Source organism: Actinoplanes lobatus, assembly GCF_014205215.1.
Classification (GTDB): Bacteria; Actinomycetota; Actinomycetes; order Mycobacteriales; family Micromonosporaceae; genus Actinoplanes; species Actinoplanes lobatus.
In genome coordinates this window covers 2,301,075-2,314,740 of sequence record NZ_JACHNC010000001.1, presented here as the reverse complement: position 1 = coordinate 2,314,740, position 13,666 = coordinate 2,301,075, and the positions used below count along the sequence as shown (strand labels likewise).

Sequence of the window (13,666 nt, the reverse complement as noted above, 5' to 3'; positions counted from 1 at the left end):
GTCAGTTCCCTCCCTGGCCCGCGGCGGCCTTCATGATGAGCCCGGCGATCCGGGCAGCCTCGGCACTGGCGTGCCCGCCGGGCACGTTCTCCAGCATGACGCACACCGCGGAGACCGGTTTGCCGTCCTCATCAAGGGCATAACCGACGAACCACCCGTGCGGGTCGGCGCCCGCGACGTTCTGTGCGGTACCGGTCTTGCCGCCGACGGTGAGCCCGGAGATCCGCGCGTTCTTGCCGGTGCCCTCCTCGACGACGCTCTGCATCATCTCCTGGAGGTCCTTCGCGACCGAGGAGTCGATCGGCTCGCGCAGTTCCTTCGGCTTGGCCGTGTAGATCGTCCGGCGGTCCGAGTCGAGCTGCTGTTGCACCAGGTAGGGCTGCATCTGGCTGCCGTTGTTGGCGACCGTCGCGGCGATCATGGCACCTTGCAGCGGGGTCATCCGGACGTCGCGCTGGCCGAGCGAGGACTGGGCCAGCGCGGCCTTGTCCACGGAGCCGTCCTCGTTCGCGATGGCGCCGGTCCGGCTGGCCGCCACCGACAGGCCCTTCTTGCTCTCCAGGTCGCCGACGACGAGGTCCTCGTTCTCGAAGCCCCACTTCTTCGCTGTGTCGATCACCACATCGCGGCCGAGCTTCACGCCGAGCCGCGAGTACGCGGTGTTACAGCTCGTAGTCAGGGCCTTCTTGAGCGTGATCGTGCTGCCGGGGCAGACCTCGTCCTCGGAGTTGCGGATCGTCGCGCCGCCCTCCTGGTAGACGCTGCCCGCCTGGAGCTCGCTGCCGATGTTGTAGTTGTGCTCCAGCGCGGCCGCCGAGACGATCACCTTGAACACCGAGCCGGGCGGCAGGGTGTTCGCCACCGCACGGTTCAGCATCGGCTGGTCCTTGTCGGCCTCGAGCTTGTCGTAGGCCTGCCTGGCCGCCGCCGTGTCGTGGTTGGCCAGCGGGTTCGGGTTGTAGCTCGGCATCGACACCATGGCCTGGACGGCGCCGGTGGCCGGGTCGATCGCGACCGCCGCGCCCTTGGTGACACCGCGCTCGTTGTCGGTCATCTGCTTCCAGGCGACCTCCTGCGCACGCGGGTTGATCGACAGAACGATGTTGCCGCCGCCGGTGCTGTCACCGGTGAACATGTCGCTGAGTCGGTCCGCGAAGAGCTTGTCGCTGGCGCCGGAGAGGATGTCGTTCTCGGCCGCCTCGATGCCGACCGCGGCGCCGTCCACCGGCTTGTAGCCGAGGATCGGCGCGTAGATCTCCTTCTTCGGGTAGACCCGCTGGTACTTCAGCTCGCCCTCGGTCTCGGTGTTCTGGGCGAGGGCGACACCGCCGGCCGCCTCGATCGAACCGCGGGGGCGTTCGTACTCCGCGACCTGGACCCGCTGGTTGCGCGGATCGGTGCGGTAGTCGTCGGCCTTGTACGCCTGGATCCAGTTGAGGTTGGCGAAGATCAGACCGAACAGGACGAGGATGACGACACCGGAGCGTCGGAGGGGGGCGTTCACGGCTTGATCACCTCCGTCATGGCGCCGTGCAACTGGGTGGGTGCCTTCTTCGGTCCGCTGATCCGCTCGGCGATGCTGTTCGCCGGCCGTCGCGCGGCATCGGAGATCCGCAACAGCATGGCGATGAGCAACCAGTTCGCCATCAGCGACGAGCCACCGGCGGAGAGGAACGGGGTGGTCTGGCCGGTCAGCGGGATGAGGCCGGTGATGCCGCCGAGGATGACGAAGACCTGCAGGCCGAGGGTGAAGGCCAGACCGCCGGCGACCAGCTTGCCGAACGAGTCGCGGACCGCCAGCGCGGCGTGCAGGCCGCGCTCCACGATCAGCAGGTAGATGACCAGCAGCGCGGCGAGCCCGAACAGGCCGATCTCCTCGCCGAGGCCGGCGAAGATGAAGTCGGTCCGGACCTCGGGCACCTTGCCCGGCGAACCGGCGCCCGGCCCGGTGCCGAAGAGGCCGCCGGTGCCGAGTCCGAGCAGGCCCTGGACCAGCTGGTAGCTGTTGCCGCTCTCGCGTGTGTAGTTCTCCTGGGAGAACGGATCGAGCCACAGCTCGGCGCGGTCGTAGAAGTTCGCGAACGGGCCGCCGATCGCGGAGCCCAGCAGGTACGCCACGTAGACGCCGCCGAAGAACAGGACCAGGCCGATGATCAGCCAGCTGGACCGCTCGGTGGCGACGTACAGCGTGACGACGAAGAGCCCGAAGTACAGCAGGGCGGTGCCGAGGTCCTTCTCGAACACGAGGACGAGGAGGCTGAACAGCCACACCGTGATGACCGGGCCCAGGTCCCGGCCGCGCGGGAAGTCGATGCCGAGGAAGCGGTGGCTGGCCAGTGACAGGACCTCCCGCTTGCGCACCAGGTAGTACGCGAAGAAGGAGACCAGGGCGAGCTTGGCGAACTCACCCGGCTGGATCGAGACCGACCCGAGCCGGATCCACAGCTTCGCGCCGTTGACCTCGGAGATGCTGCCGGGCAGCACCGCCGGGATCATCATCAGCACGATGCCGACCAGGCCCAGGGTGTACGCGTACCGGGAGATCACCTTGTGGTCGCGCAGCAGCAGGAGCAGCACCGCGGCCAGGATCAGCGACAGCAGCGTCCAGGCCAGCTGGCGGCCGCCGGTCTCGGCGAAGAACCCCGGCACCGGCTCGTCGTTGGCGATCGCGCGGGCGATGTCGAGGCGGCGCAGGAAGGCCACCCCGATGCCGTTGATCAGTGCCACCGCCGGCAGCAGCACCGGGTCGGCGAACGGCGCCGTGAACCGGACGACCACGTGCAGGCCGAGGAACAGGATGCCGATCAGCGCGGCCGGCACCCAGAAGTTCGGCCGGATCTCGTCGAACTGGTTCGCCTCCACCGTCGCGCCGAACGCGGCGACGAGGAGCATGGCGAAGGCGAGCAGTCCGAGCTCGGCGTTGCGGCGCGTCTTCCATTGCCGGATACGCGACATCTCGCCCGTGGAGGCGGGTGTCGGAGCCGGTACGGCGGGCGCGGTCAAGAATTTCCCCAGACGTGTAGGCCGTGTGTTCAGTCGACGGTCCGGCACCCGACCGGGTCGACGCTCGGCGGAGCACTCTCCGAGGCGGCGGCGGACGGGGCCGGCGTGGTCTTCGCCGGCGTTGCCGAGGCGGCGGCCGACGGCGCGACACCGGCGGCGTTGCAGATCGGCTTGAGGTTCGGGTTCGTCGGCTCCTCGCTGGTCAGGCCGGCCAGCGTGGAACGCGCGGCGGTCTGACTGTCGGCGTGGATGCCCTGCTTGACGCGTTCCTGGGCGACCGGCGTGAGGTCCTCCAGGCTGACCTGGCTGGTCTCACTCACGGTCGACAGGTCGACCCCGGCGATCTGGCCCGGCACGCCCTGGAAGATGGCGAGCTGACCCGCGTCGGTCGAGCCGACGTAGTACTGGTCCTGGGTGTACTTCCAGCCCAGCCACAGGCCACCGCCGAGCACTCCGAGCAGCACCAGCACCATGAGCGCGGTCCGGACCGGGTGGCCGGAGGGCTCCGGCTCCCGGTCGTAGCCGTTGGTGGCCGGTTCCGGTTGCGCCGGGCGGGGCTGCGGCTTGAGCGCCGCGGCCCGGGCCGCCGAGGTGGAGCTGTCGGCGACCGTGGTGTTGCCCCGGTCGAGGGAGGCCGCGCCGCCCACGATCGGCGCCTGCTCGACGATGCCGTCGACGGCGTCGGCGATGATCACGGTGATGTTGTCCGGCCCGCCACCGCGGAGGGCCAGTTGCACCAGCCGCTCCACGCACGCCTTCGGGTCGGCGAGCTCACGCATGGTCTGCCCGATCGTCTCCCCGCTGACCACGCCGGAGAGCCCGTCGCTGCAGATCAGGTAGCGGTCGCCCTTGAGGACCTGGCGCACTGAGTACTCGGGGTCGATGTCCCGGCCGTCCAGCGCCCGGGTGAGCAGCGACCGCTGCGGGTGGCTGCTCGCCTCCTCGGGGCTGACCCGGCCCTCGTCGACCAGCATCTGGACGTACGTGTCGTCCTTGGTGATCTGCGAGAACTCACCCTTGCGCAGCAGGTACGCACGGGAGTCCCCGATGTGCACCATGCCGAACTTGCTGCCGGAGAAGAGGACCGCGGTGAGCGTGGTCCCCATCCCCTCCAGCTGAGGGTTGGCGTCGACGGTGTCCCGCAACTGTTGATTGGCGGTCCCGACGGCGTGCCGGAGCGCGTCGACCATGGCGTCCCCGGGGACGTCTTCGTCGAGTGGCGCCATGGCGGCGATAACGATGTTGGACGCGACGTCACCGGCGGCCATGCCGCCCATGCCGTCCGCGACAGCGAGAAGTCGCGGCCCGGCGTAGACGGAGTCCTGGTTCAGGTCTCGGATCAGACCGCGGTCGCTCTGAGCGGCATAGCGCAGGGTCAGGGTCATGGCCGTAACTCGAGAGAAGTGCGCCCGATCCGGATCGGAACGCCAAGGGGGACTGGAGTGGGTCCGGAGACCTTACCGCGATCAAGGTACGTGCCGTTGGTCGAGCCGAGGTCCTCCACGAACCACTGGCCTTCACGGGGCACCAACCGGGCGTGCCGGGCCGACGCGAAGTCATCCGTGATGACGAGCGTCGAATCCTCGGCGCGACCGATCGTGATCGGGGCTTCACCGAGCGTGATGCGGGTGCCGGCCAGTTGACCGGCGGTCACGACGAGTTGCCGCGCCGCCTTACCGCGTTTCGCCTTCGCCGGCCGACCCTGGAGCACCGCGCCACCCACCCCCCGAGGGCTGGCGACGATGCTCTTGGACCGGCCACCGGCGAAGAGATCCCGCCGGATGACCCCGACCACCGTGAATACGAAGATCCACAGAAGGATGAGGAAACCGAATCGGGCGACGGTGAGGACGAATTCGGGCAAGGTCGCTAGCCGTCCACTCGGAAGGTGAGCGTGGTGGTGCCGAGCTGGATCATGTCGCCCGGGTTGAGCGCGACGGCGGACACCCGCTGGCCGTTGACCATGGTGCCGTTCGTCGAGCCCAGATCGGTCAGCACGACCTGGTTGCCGTCGTAGTCCAGCCGGGCGTGACGCCGCGAGATACCGACGTCGGGCAGGCGAAGGTTCGCCTGGTCACCGCGGCCGATCACGGTCGAGCCCATCTGCAACGGGTAGGTCCGGCCGTCGCCGGAGACCAGGCCGACGCTGCGCGGGCCACCGTGATGCTGCTGCTGGTAGCCACCCTGCTGGTGCTGGTCGTAGGGCGAGTACTGCGGGCCGGCGTCGTACGCGGGCTGCTGCACCGGGGCGACCTCGCCGCCGGTGTACACCTCCGCGGTGACCCGGAACATGCCCGTGTCCAGTCCGTCGCCCCGCTCGATCTCGACGATCACGTCGCCGTAGACCGTCCAGGCCTGCTCACCGATGAACTCGGCCTGGGACTGCGCCAGCTCCTGGGCCAGCGCGGCGGCATAGGGCGCCAGCCGACTGTGGTCGTATGGCGACAGGTCGATCACATAGCGGTTGGGCACGAGGGTGCGGCCACCGGCGAGGATGGCCTTGTGCGCCTCGGCCTCCCGCTGCATGGCATTCAGAATCTCCACAGGGTGCACGACACCCTTGAACACCTTCGCGAAGGCCCCTTCGACCAGGCCTTCCAATCGCTTCTCAAAGCGCTGCAGCACGCTCACCGGCTCCTCCTCGGGTTCCGAGGACATGATGGTATCCGGCCGCCGCTTGCGCATCCTTAGCCCAAGAGCTGCCGGCACTTCTGACCCTCGTATGACCGCCTCTGACGCCGTGCTAGTGTTTCCAGCGTCGCAAGGCGGTATCTACTCGCTTGGTGACGTGCGACAGCGTAGTCTGTCGCAGCCAGTAACAACGAAGCAGGTTCGACCAGCCCGCTTCGGCCGAGATGGTCGGATGTATGATCTTCGAGGCAAGTCACATGGGGATGTGGCGGAATGGCAGACGCGCACGGTTCAGGTCCGTGTGTCCTAACGGACGTGGGGGTTCAACTCCCCCCATCCCCACGAGTCGCTGAAGCGCTCTCGGCCCGCTTTGCGGACGGGAGCGCTTCGTCGTTTCCGGATTCAGTCGCGCTTTCGAGTGGCTACAAGATCAACCCCTTTGGGGTACGGGTGAGCGCCGGAGTTTCACGTCACCTTTCGAGTGAAGGTGTACGGGGCGCTATGCTCGCCGCCTCATCGGTTCTCAGGGTGGAGTGACGGTCGTGACAACGACTAGTGCGGGTGTCGGACAGGGCAAGCGCAACGTTCTCGGTGTGCTCGTGGATGCGACCGACTATGCGACCGCGACCGCCCGGATCATCGAGGCCGCCAAGGAGCGGCGCGGGTTCGCCGTGACGGCGCTCGCGGTGCACGGCGTGATGACCGGTGTCGAGGATCCCGCCCACAACGCGCGGCTGAACTCGTTCGATCTGGTCACACCGGACGGCCAGCCGGTCCGCTGGGCGCTGAACGTGCTGCACAAGGCCGGCCTGACCGACCGGGTGTACGGTCCTGAGCTGACGCTCCGGGTCGTCGAGCAGGCGGCCGCCGAGGGCCTGCCCATCTACCTGTACGGGTCGACCGAACCCACCCTGGAGCGGCTGGTCCCGGCCCTGATGGGGATGTTCCCGTCGCTCCGGATCGCCGGTGTCGAGGCGTCCAAGTTCCGCAAGTCCGAGCCCGGTGAGGCCGAGGCGATCGCCGAACGGATCAAGGCGTCCGGCGCCCGCGTGGTGCTGGTCGGCCTGGGCTGCCCCCGGCAGGAGATCTTCACCTACGCCATGCGCCCGCTGCTGGACATGCCGCTGCTGGCCGTCGGCGCCGCCTTCGACTACCACGCCGGCCTGTTGAAGAACCCGCCCGCGTGGATGCAGCGTTACGCGCTGGAGTGGCTGTGGCGCCTGGGCCTGGAGCCGAAGCGGCTGTGGAAGCGGTATGTACTGCTCAATCCGGCGTACCTGAGCCGCCTCGCCGTACAGCGGCTGGGCCTGTGGAAGGCGACCCCGCCGGCGCCCGCCACCGAGCGGATCCACGACTTCGCCGTCTGACCGGCCGGATCTTGTTTCGGATAGTGCGTTATAGATCACTGTCCGCTCTCGACGGAGCGTGCTGAGGCACCTACGCACAGTGTCGCGGAACCCCTACGGGTGCCCGGTCCGGGCATCTCCCGGTTTCGGTACGAACGCGAGCGGTGAACGCTGTCGATGTGAACACCGTCGTGGACGTCATCCTGATCGGCACCCTCGCCGCCGTCTGGCTCTCCGCCGGGCTCCTGGTCGACGGGATGCCCGCCGCCGTGACCGCGCGTCAGCTGCGCCGCCGTGCCGGGCTGCTCTCCGCGCTGGTCGGCGCGGGTGTCGCGGTGTTCGCCGCGATCCTCCTGGTCGCCGCCCTGGTGCCGGGCGTCTCGGCGGCGCCGGCCGCCGCCCTGCTGCCGGGCGTGCCGGCACTGATCGTGCTGACCGCGACCCTGCGCCGACTCGGCTGGGTGCGGCGCGGCGCGGGGGCGTTCGCCGCCGCGCCGCTGACGCCGGTTCCGCCGGCTCTGCGGGCCGCGGCCGCCCACCCGTTGCTGTCCGCGCCGTTGCAGATCACCGGGGTGGCCGCGTTGGTGGGCCTACCGATCGCGGCCGGCCTGGTGGACGTGCCCGGCGGCGCGGCGACCGGCATGCTGGGCATCGCCGTCACGGTGATCGTGGTGACCGTCGCCGGCATCGGGATCCGGGCGGCGCTGCGGCACAGCCGTCTGGCCCCTCTGGTGCTGGCCCCGATCGGGCGCCGGGACCGGGAGCGGGCGCCGGCCGGCGCCCGCTGATCGTCAGTGCTGCTTGGCTTCCTGGACGTAGAGCAGCTCCAGGATCGAGCGGGTCGCCTCGAACCAGCGGTCCAGCCACTCCGACGGCGGCAGCGTCCCCCGAGCCGGCAGCTCCAGCAGCAGTCCGCGGAGCAGCGGGTGGTCGGCCATCGACTGGTTCCCGGAGTCGGACCAGGTTCCGGACGGAAAGACCGGCTCGTTCAGGTTCTGCAGATCCAGGGAGGGCAGTCTCGCGGCCCGGTCCAGCGGGCTGGTCGGCTCGATGCTGTGGGAACGCCCGGGCGACCGGGTCGGCAGGCCGGAGCTGGTACGGGACACCAGCTCACCGTCGCTGTGATCGCCCGTGAGGGCTTCCCGCCGGCCCTGCCGGTACGCGCTCACGCCCCCGCTGAAGCGGTCCTGCGCCGTCGACGAACCGCTGCTGAGGTTCTCGGAACCAATCGTCATCTCTACTGCCTTGCCTCGTCGGTGGTGTGTCCCGGCCCGTCAGCGCGGTCCGGTCCGCGCCTGGAGCTTTCAACGAGGCGAGTCGCGCACAGCGACGCGAATCGGGCAAATAGCAACGGATGGCCCGGCGATCGAATCACCGGGCCGACCGCTCAGGCATCCTCAGAGGTCGAACTCGCCGTCCTTGGCTCCGCCCACGAACGCGTCCCACTCCGCGGTCGTGAAGATCAGCGCCGGTCCCGACGGATTCTTCGAGTCGCGCACCGCGATAGCCTCGCCGACGAACGCGACCTCGACACAGTTGTCGCAGTTCGGCCCGCTCCGCGTGCTCTTGAACCAGCGTGCCTGGTTCAAGTCGACTCGGAGGCCCTTCGCCTCGATTTCCACAATGGCTCCTCTGCCAACTTTTCGATCATCTCGATGGACGCCTCCGGATCCAGGGCGGCAGCCCGGATGGTGCCGAACACCTCGCGGAACTTGCGGAGTTCGTCGTCCTTCTCCAGAAAGAGCCCACCGGCCGCGTTCTCGGCGAACACCAGGGCGGGGTCACCGTCCGAGGGGAAGTCGAGGATCGCGAACGCACCGTCCATGGCGGCGTGCGCGCCGACCGCGAACGGCAGGATCTGGAGGGTCACGTTCGGCAGGCCGGCGGTCTCGACCAGATGTCGCAACTGATCGCGCATGACCGCGTCGCCACCGACCGGGCGACTCACCACCGCTTCATCGAGCACCACCCAGAGATCGATTGGATCGTCCTGAATCAGTAACGACTGCCGTTCCATACGGACGCGGACCCGTTGCGCGATTTCCTGATCGGTGTCATCCCATCGGGCGGATCGAATGAGAGCCATTGCGTACTGCTCGCTCTGCAGAAGGCCCGGAATGACCTGCTGCTCGTACGCTTGAATTGATCTAGCTTCGGCCTCGAAGCCGACATAAGTGCTGTTCAGGACGGTGGAGAAGGGGTGCCACCAACCTTTCTTCCGGGCATCTCGCGAAATTTCAACTAACTCTCCCGAAATGTCCGGATCGACCCCATAAATGGCCAACATGGCGCTCACGTCAGGCGGGCTGGCGGTGGTATGCCCGGTTTCGATCCGGGATATCTTGGATGTCGAGCAGCCCAGCCGCTCGGCCACCACATCAATGGTCACGCCGGCCGCCTCGCGATACCTGCGCAGTTCCACCCCGAGGCGGCGTCGACGGACGGTGGGACTGCGACGTCGATTCACCCGACCAGTCTCCCGAGCCGCTCATGATCGTTCAAGCACATTGGATGATCACGGAGAATCACGGAAGCGTGACATGCAACTTGCATCGACGAGACTGGTGGTGCAATCTTTCCGTATGGCTTGCATCACTTAACGTTCTTGAAAGACGCGGGCAAGTCCGACAAATAGCAGCAAGACGACGTCCGATACGGGGCGCCGAAGCACTTCCGGTCCACGATGGACCTTCTCCCGAAACCGGGTAGGTGTGATCGGCGATAGTGACGTTCCGCAACCTCCTTCGATGGTCAAACCCGTCGGAGGCTTGCAAGGGCGCATCAAACCGGCAAACTGGTGCGCCTAGGTCACCAAAGTCCATCTACACGGGTCTCAGGGCAGGAGATGACGTGGTTCTACCTCGGTCCGGTGATGTCATCCACGTGACGAGAGCGGCAAGCGTCCAATTCGCATCACCGATGCTCTTCCGGGTCATCCGGGTCCACGACTGGCCGACCTACGAGGGTTGGGTCTGGCTGGACGGCTACGAACTGAACTCGGCCGGCGATGCGGTCGAACGCCGCTCGATCTTCGTACAGGTCAATGGTCTGCGCCCGGCCGGGAAGGCACCCGATCCGCGCCTGCGCAACAGCCGTCAGCCGGCCGGCCGTCCCGGGGTGGCTCCCGCACGGACGGTCCGTACCCCGCGCTGAATCAACCTCCGATGGAGGACGCCGGTGTCGTCGGAGACGGGTCGCCCGTCCGCGCGGTGGCCACGATGAGGGTCACCCGGGTGTCCGACGGCACCTGCTGACCCTCCGCGGGGTCGCAGTTGATCACCGTTCCCGGCTCGGCGTCGCTCTCCCGATGGATCACCCGGTATCCCAGGTTGGAGCGCGTCAATGCCGCCTGTGCGTCGGCCAGCGGCATCCCACGTAGCGCCGGCACGGTCACCTCGCGATCCGCCGCGTCGGTCGTCGGCGGTGTGGTGATCGTCTCGGTGATCGTGGGCGTGGACGTCACATCGGGGGCGGCCGGCCCGGTCGTCGTCGCGCGCACGGCGGGTGTGGCCGGAGTCTCCACCTCGCCGTCCGAACTCCGCACGATCACCGCGATGCCGAAGCCGAGCAATCCGAGCAGGATCAGCGAGACGGTGCCGATGGCGATCGGCGCCCACCAGCGGCCGGACGGCTCGGCGGACCCACTGTCGGCCCAGTCGCCGTCGCCGTCGTCGTCGAACTCGTCGCGGCGATAGGCCCCGTACGGCCGGACACCGGCCCGGCCGGTCCACACGTCCGTGCCACGGTCCTCCGGTCGCGGGGACGGCTCCTCGTCCACTGACGACAACGGGCGGGTCTCGTCGTCCCGCTCGGGTTCGCGCTCCTCGGGCATCACCGCGCCCCTTCCGCTCCGTACATCCGCGCTAGTCGCAGCGTCAAGGTATCGAATCTTGCGGCCTGGTTGTGGTTTCCACCAGCCGTAAAGCGGTCGAGTGCCGACCCTCGGTGACCATTTCCCAGACATCGGCAGCGACCAGTACAGTGCCCGGCATGGCCGAGAATGGCTGGACAACACAGGCTGCCACCGCGGCCGGCATCGCTGCCGGGACCGGGGCCGCTCAACTGGGTCTGGGCTACGGCCTGGGTGTCATCACCTGGCCGGTCACCCTCGCCGAAGCCGACAGCGTGTGGCTGGGCAGCCTCGGCTGGGCCACCTGGATCACGGCGAGCGCCACGGTGCTCGGCGCCGTCATCGCCGGCCGGCTGCGACCCGAACGACCCGGCCGGTGGCGGGCGCTCTGGCGGTTCGCACTGGCGGCGGCATCGGCGGTGGGTGCGCTGGTGTCGGTCGTCCTGGTCGCGCTGCCGGCCCGGTCCGCGGTCCGCGCCGACACCCTGTCCCCCCAACTGGTCGCCAGTGGGTACGCACTCGCCGGCCTGCTGGCCGGCCTCGTGGTCGCGTTCTGGGCGGTGTCGTCCACCCCGGTCGCGGCCAACCTGATCGGCACCGCGCTGTGGTTGTGGACACTGGCCATCGCCGGCGTGGTGGCCGAGCTGGTCACCGGGCGGGACTTCGCCACCTACCTGACCAGCTGGCAGTTCGCCGAGTCGGTGAGTCCCGTCCGCTACGGCGGGATCTATTGGCCGAGCGCCGTGCTGACCCTTGTCGCGGCGTTCGTCATCGGGCTGGTGGCGGCCACCCCGGCGGCGCTGAAGGGCGATCTGGGGCTGGGCACGGCGATCTCCGGCGCGGTCGGGCCGCTGCTGGTCGCCTTCTCGTTCCTCACCCTGGCGCCACTGTTGACCGAGGCGATGGGGCCGTTGCAGTCGGCGTACCTCATCGCTCCGTACGCCGTCCTCGCCGGCATGGGCGGATCCGCGCTCACCGTGGCCCTGGCGCAGGGCCGGCGCAGCCGGCTCGCTCCCGTCCCCGTTCCGAAGACCGGGAGCGCCCCGGCGAAGCCGGTCAAGGCGACCGGCCGGGTGACCGCACCGGCACCCGCGCCGGCTAAGGCGGCGCCGCCCGCCAAGCCGGACCCGGCCGATCCGGAGATCGCCGAGGCGTCCCGTCCGGGCGGCCGTGCCCCGGCCAAGCGCCGCAACGGCAACGGCGACACCGCCCCGCGGTCCACGATCACCCCGCCGCCGGCCAGCCCGACGGTGGCCCGGATCAACCCGGACGATCCCAAGAAGCCCGGCAAATAGCCTCAGATCGGCCAGGTGTGCACCGGCTCGTTGGTGCGCTGGAATTCGAGGTACCGCTGCGTCATCTCGCGCAGCGCCGCCGCGCGGTCCAGGCCGCGCTCCTGGACGGTACGGACCGTCTCGCTCTGCCAGACGGCGCCGTTGCGCCGGGTCCGGCAGCGGTCCTCGATGATCCCGAGGAACCGGTCACGATGCGCCGGGTGCACCCCGTACCGGTCCAGACCGGAATGGGCGCGGGGAAGCAGCACGTCGCGCACCAGATCGGTCACCGGCACCTCGCCGAGGCCGGGCCAGAACAGCCGGGCCTCGATCCCGTCCCGTGCGCCGGTCCGGAAGCCGGCCTCGGCCGCCGCGAAGTCCAGGCACGCCCAGAGCGGCGGATCCTCCTCGGCGAGTTGCCGGACGAGCCCGAAGTAGAACGCCGCGTTGGCCAGCATGTCCGCCACGGTGGGGCCGGACGGCAGGACCCGGTTCTCCACCCGCAGGTGCGGGCGGCCGCCGGTGACGTCGTAGACCGGCCGGTTCCAGCGGTAGACGGTGCCGTTGTGCAGGCGTAGTTCGGGCAGTTCGGGGATGCCGCCGGCGGCCAGGACGGCGACCGGGTCCTCGTCACCGAGTTCCGGCAGCAGCGGCGGGAAGTACCGGACGTTCTCCTCGTACAGATCGAGGACCGAATCGATCCACCGGTCGCCGAACCAGACCCGCGACCGTACGCCCTGGGCCGCGAACTCGTCCGGGCGCGCATCGGTGGCCTGCTCGAAGAACGGGATCCGGGTCTCCGCCCAGAGCCGCCGCCGGTAGAGGAACGGGGCGTTGGCGCCGAGCGCCAGCTGGACTCCGGCGATCGCCTGGGACGCGTTCCAGTACCGGGCGAAATCGGCCGGAGCGACCCGCAGGTGGAACTGCGCGCTCGTGCAGGCGCCCTCCGGAGCGATGGTGTCGCTGCTGGTCCGCAGCCGCTCCGGGCCCTGGATGTCGATCCGGAAGTCGTCACCGCGGGCGCCCGCGATCTCGGCGTCCAGCGCGCGGAACCGCTCGTTGTCGGAGATGTCGCCGAGTACCAGCTGACCGGCGGTGAGGGTGGGCAGCATCCCGATCAGGATGAGCCGGGTCTCCCGTTTGCGGGCGGAGTCACCGGCCGCACGCAGCGCCTGGAGGATCTCCCGCTCGTAGTCGCCGAGCCCGTCGCCGGCCAGCAACCGGGGTGGCACGTTCAGCTCGAGGTTGAACCGGCCCAGCTCCAACTGGAAGCGGGGATCGGCCAGGTCGGTCAGGACTTCGGTGTTGCGCATGGCCGGGGCGGCCTCCGCGTCGACCAGGTTGATCTCGATCTCCAGGCCGGTGGTCCGGTCGCCGGCCTCGATCCGGCCCTCCTCGAGCATCCCGGTCAGCGCGTCGAGGCCACGGCGGACCCTCCGACGGAACAGCACCCGATCATGCGGCGAGAAGAAGGCGGTCACCAGTTCCTTGCCCATGTGCTGCCCTCCCGGGACGGCCGGGGACGAAACGGATGTCGATCACCGCTCTGTGAACGAACGACT

Annotated in this window: 14 protein-coding genes and 1 tRNA gene; 5 read left to right on the top strand and 10 right to left on the bottom strand. The window is 69.1% G+C overall.

All coding sequences use genetic code 11. The features are described 5' to 3' along the window. Position 1: 1 nt before the first annotated feature. The 5 genes from BJ964_RS10610 to BJ964_RS10590 form a co-directional block, all read right to left on the bottom strand. On the bottom strand, positions 2 to 1,504 hold the full coding sequence (locus BJ964_RS10610) for a peptidoglycan D,D-transpeptidase FtsI family protein (RefSeq protein WP_188120523.1): 1,503 nt from the start codon (positions 1,502 to 1,504) through the stop codon (positions 2 to 4). Further along, positions 1,501 to 2,955 carry an FtsW/RodA/SpoVE family cell cycle protein gene (locus BJ964_RS10605; RefSeq protein WP_188120522.1) on the bottom strand — a complete coding sequence of 485 codons (1,455 nt, stop codon included), beginning with the start codon at positions 2,953 to 2,955 and terminating at the stop codon, positions 1,501 to 1,503. The genes BJ964_RS10610 and BJ964_RS10605 overlap by 4 nt, the downstream gene beginning before the upstream one ends. 77 nt (positions 2,956 to 3,032) lie before the next feature. Further along, entirely contained in the window at positions 3,033 to 4,388 is a 1,356-nt protein-coding gene (locus BJ964_RS10600; protein WP_188120521.1) for a PP2C family protein-serine/threonine phosphatase, read from the bottom strand. Then, on the bottom strand, positions 4,385 to 4,867 hold the full coding sequence (locus BJ964_RS10595) for an FHA domain-containing protein FhaB/FipA (RefSeq protein WP_043525772.1): 483 nt from the start codon (positions 4,865 to 4,867) through the stop codon (positions 4,385 to 4,387). Before BJ964_RS10595 ends, BJ964_RS10600 begins: the two co-directional genes overlap by 4 nt. Positions 4,868 to 4,872: 5 nt before the next feature. Continuing rightward, positions 4,873 to 5,661: an FhaA domain-containing protein gene (locus BJ964_RS10590; protein ID WP_188120520.1), complete on the bottom strand. Its 789-nt coding sequence runs from the start codon at positions 5,659 to 5,661 to the stop codon at positions 4,873 to 4,875. Positions 5,662 to 5,893: 232 nt separating this feature from the next. On the opposite strand from BJ964_RS10590, the gene BJ964_RS10585 reads away from it, so the two are divergent. From BJ964_RS10585 to BJ964_RS10575, 3 genes are all read left to right on the top strand, one after another. After that, positions 5,894 to 5,976, top strand: a tRNA-Leu gene (locus BJ964_RS10585). 200 nt (positions 5,977 to 6,176) lie between these two features. Continuing rightward, positions 6,177 to 7,001: a WecB/TagA/CpsF family glycosyltransferase gene (locus BJ964_RS10580; protein ID WP_188120519.1), complete on the top strand. Its 825-nt coding sequence runs from the start codon at positions 6,177 to 6,179 to the stop codon at positions 6,999 to 7,001. 143 nt (positions 7,002 to 7,144) lie between these two features. Continuing rightward, positions 7,145 to 7,768 (top strand): hypothetical protein, encoded by a 624-nt coding sequence (locus BJ964_RS10575; RefSeq protein WP_188120518.1) that lies wholly within the window; start codon positions 7,145 to 7,147, stop codon positions 7,766 to 7,768. A 3-nt stretch (positions 7,769 to 7,771) separates the two neighbouring features. On the opposite strand, the gene BJ964_RS10570 is transcribed toward BJ964_RS10575, so the two are convergent. The 3 genes from BJ964_RS10570 to BJ964_RS10560 form a co-directional block, all read right to left on the bottom strand. Beyond that, positions 7,772 to 8,215, bottom strand: coding sequence for a hypothetical protein (locus BJ964_RS10570; protein ID WP_188120517.1), 444 nt, complete (start codon positions 8,213 to 8,215; stop codon positions 7,772 to 7,774). Between the two features lie 162 nt (positions 8,216 to 8,377). Then, positions 8,378 to 8,596, bottom strand: a complete 219-nt coding sequence (locus BJ964_RS10565; RefSeq protein ID WP_372441892.1) for a DUF397 domain-containing protein — start codon at positions 8,594 to 8,596, stop codon at positions 8,378 to 8,380. Next, entirely contained in the window at positions 8,566 to 9,447 is an 882-nt protein-coding gene (locus BJ964_RS10560) for a helix-turn-helix domain-containing protein (RefSeq protein ID WP_188120516.1), read from the bottom strand. Before BJ964_RS10560 ends, BJ964_RS10565 begins: the two co-directional genes overlap by 31 nt. Before the next feature lie 383 nt (positions 9,448 to 9,830). On the opposite strand from BJ964_RS10560, the gene BJ964_RS10555 reads away from it, so the two are divergent. After that, positions 9,831 to 10,133 (top strand): hypothetical protein, encoded by a 303-nt coding sequence (locus BJ964_RS10555; protein WP_188120515.1) that lies wholly within the window; start codon positions 9,831 to 9,833, stop codon positions 10,131 to 10,133. Position 10,134: 1 nt separating this feature from the next. On the opposite strand, the gene BJ964_RS10550 is transcribed toward BJ964_RS10555, so the two are convergent. Beyond that, positions 10,135 to 10,812: a PASTA domain-containing protein gene (locus BJ964_RS10550; protein WP_188120514.1), complete on the bottom strand. Its 678-nt coding sequence runs from the start codon at positions 10,810 to 10,812 to the stop codon at positions 10,135 to 10,137. Between the two features lie 158 nt (positions 10,813 to 10,970). Between BJ964_RS10550 and BJ964_RS10545 the strand changes: the two genes are divergently transcribed. Continuing rightward, positions 10,971 to 12,125 carry a Hansenula MRAKII killer toxin-resistant protein 1 gene (locus BJ964_RS10545; protein ID WP_188120513.1) on the top strand — a complete coding sequence of 385 codons (1,155 nt, stop codon included), beginning with the start codon at positions 10,971 to 10,973 and terminating at the stop codon, positions 12,123 to 12,125. 2 nt (positions 12,126 to 12,127) lie between these two features. Here the strand turns inward: BJ964_RS10545 and BJ964_RS10540 are convergent, their stop codons facing one another. Further along, positions 12,128 to 13,600, bottom strand: coding sequence for a glutamate--cysteine ligase family protein (locus BJ964_RS10540; protein ID WP_188120512.1), 1,473 nt, complete (start codon positions 13,598 to 13,600; stop codon positions 12,128 to 12,130). Positions 13,601 to 13,666: the final 66 nt, after the last annotated feature.

Coding starts and splice junctions, on each gene's coding strand:
- BJ964_RS10605 (WP_188120522.1), bottom strand. CDS start 2,955: ATGTCGCGTATCCGGCAATGGAAGACGCGCCGCAACGCCGAGCTCGGA.
- BJ964_RS10600 (WP_188120521.1), bottom strand. CDS start 4,388: ATGACCCTGACCCTGCGCTATGCCGCTCAGAGCGACCGCGGTCTGATC.
- BJ964_RS10590 (WP_188120520.1), bottom strand. CDS start 5,661: ATGTCCTCGGAACCCGAGGAGGAGCCGGTGAGCGTGCTGCAGCGCTTT.
- BJ964_RS10570 (WP_188120517.1), bottom strand. CDS start 8,215: ATGACGATTGGTTCCGAGAACCTCAGCAGCGGTTCGTCGACGGCGCAG.
- BJ964_RS10550 (WP_188120514.1), bottom strand. CDS start 10,812: ATGCCCGAGGAGCGCGAACCCGAGCGGGACGACGAGACCCGCCCGTTG.
- BJ964_RS10545 (WP_188120513.1), top strand. CDS start 10,971: ATGGCCGAGAATGGCTGGACAACACAGGCTGCCACCGCGGCCGGCATC.
- BJ964_RS10540 (WP_188120512.1), bottom strand. CDS start 13,600: ATGGGCAAGGAACTGGTGACCGCCTTCTTCTCGCCGCATGATCGGGTG.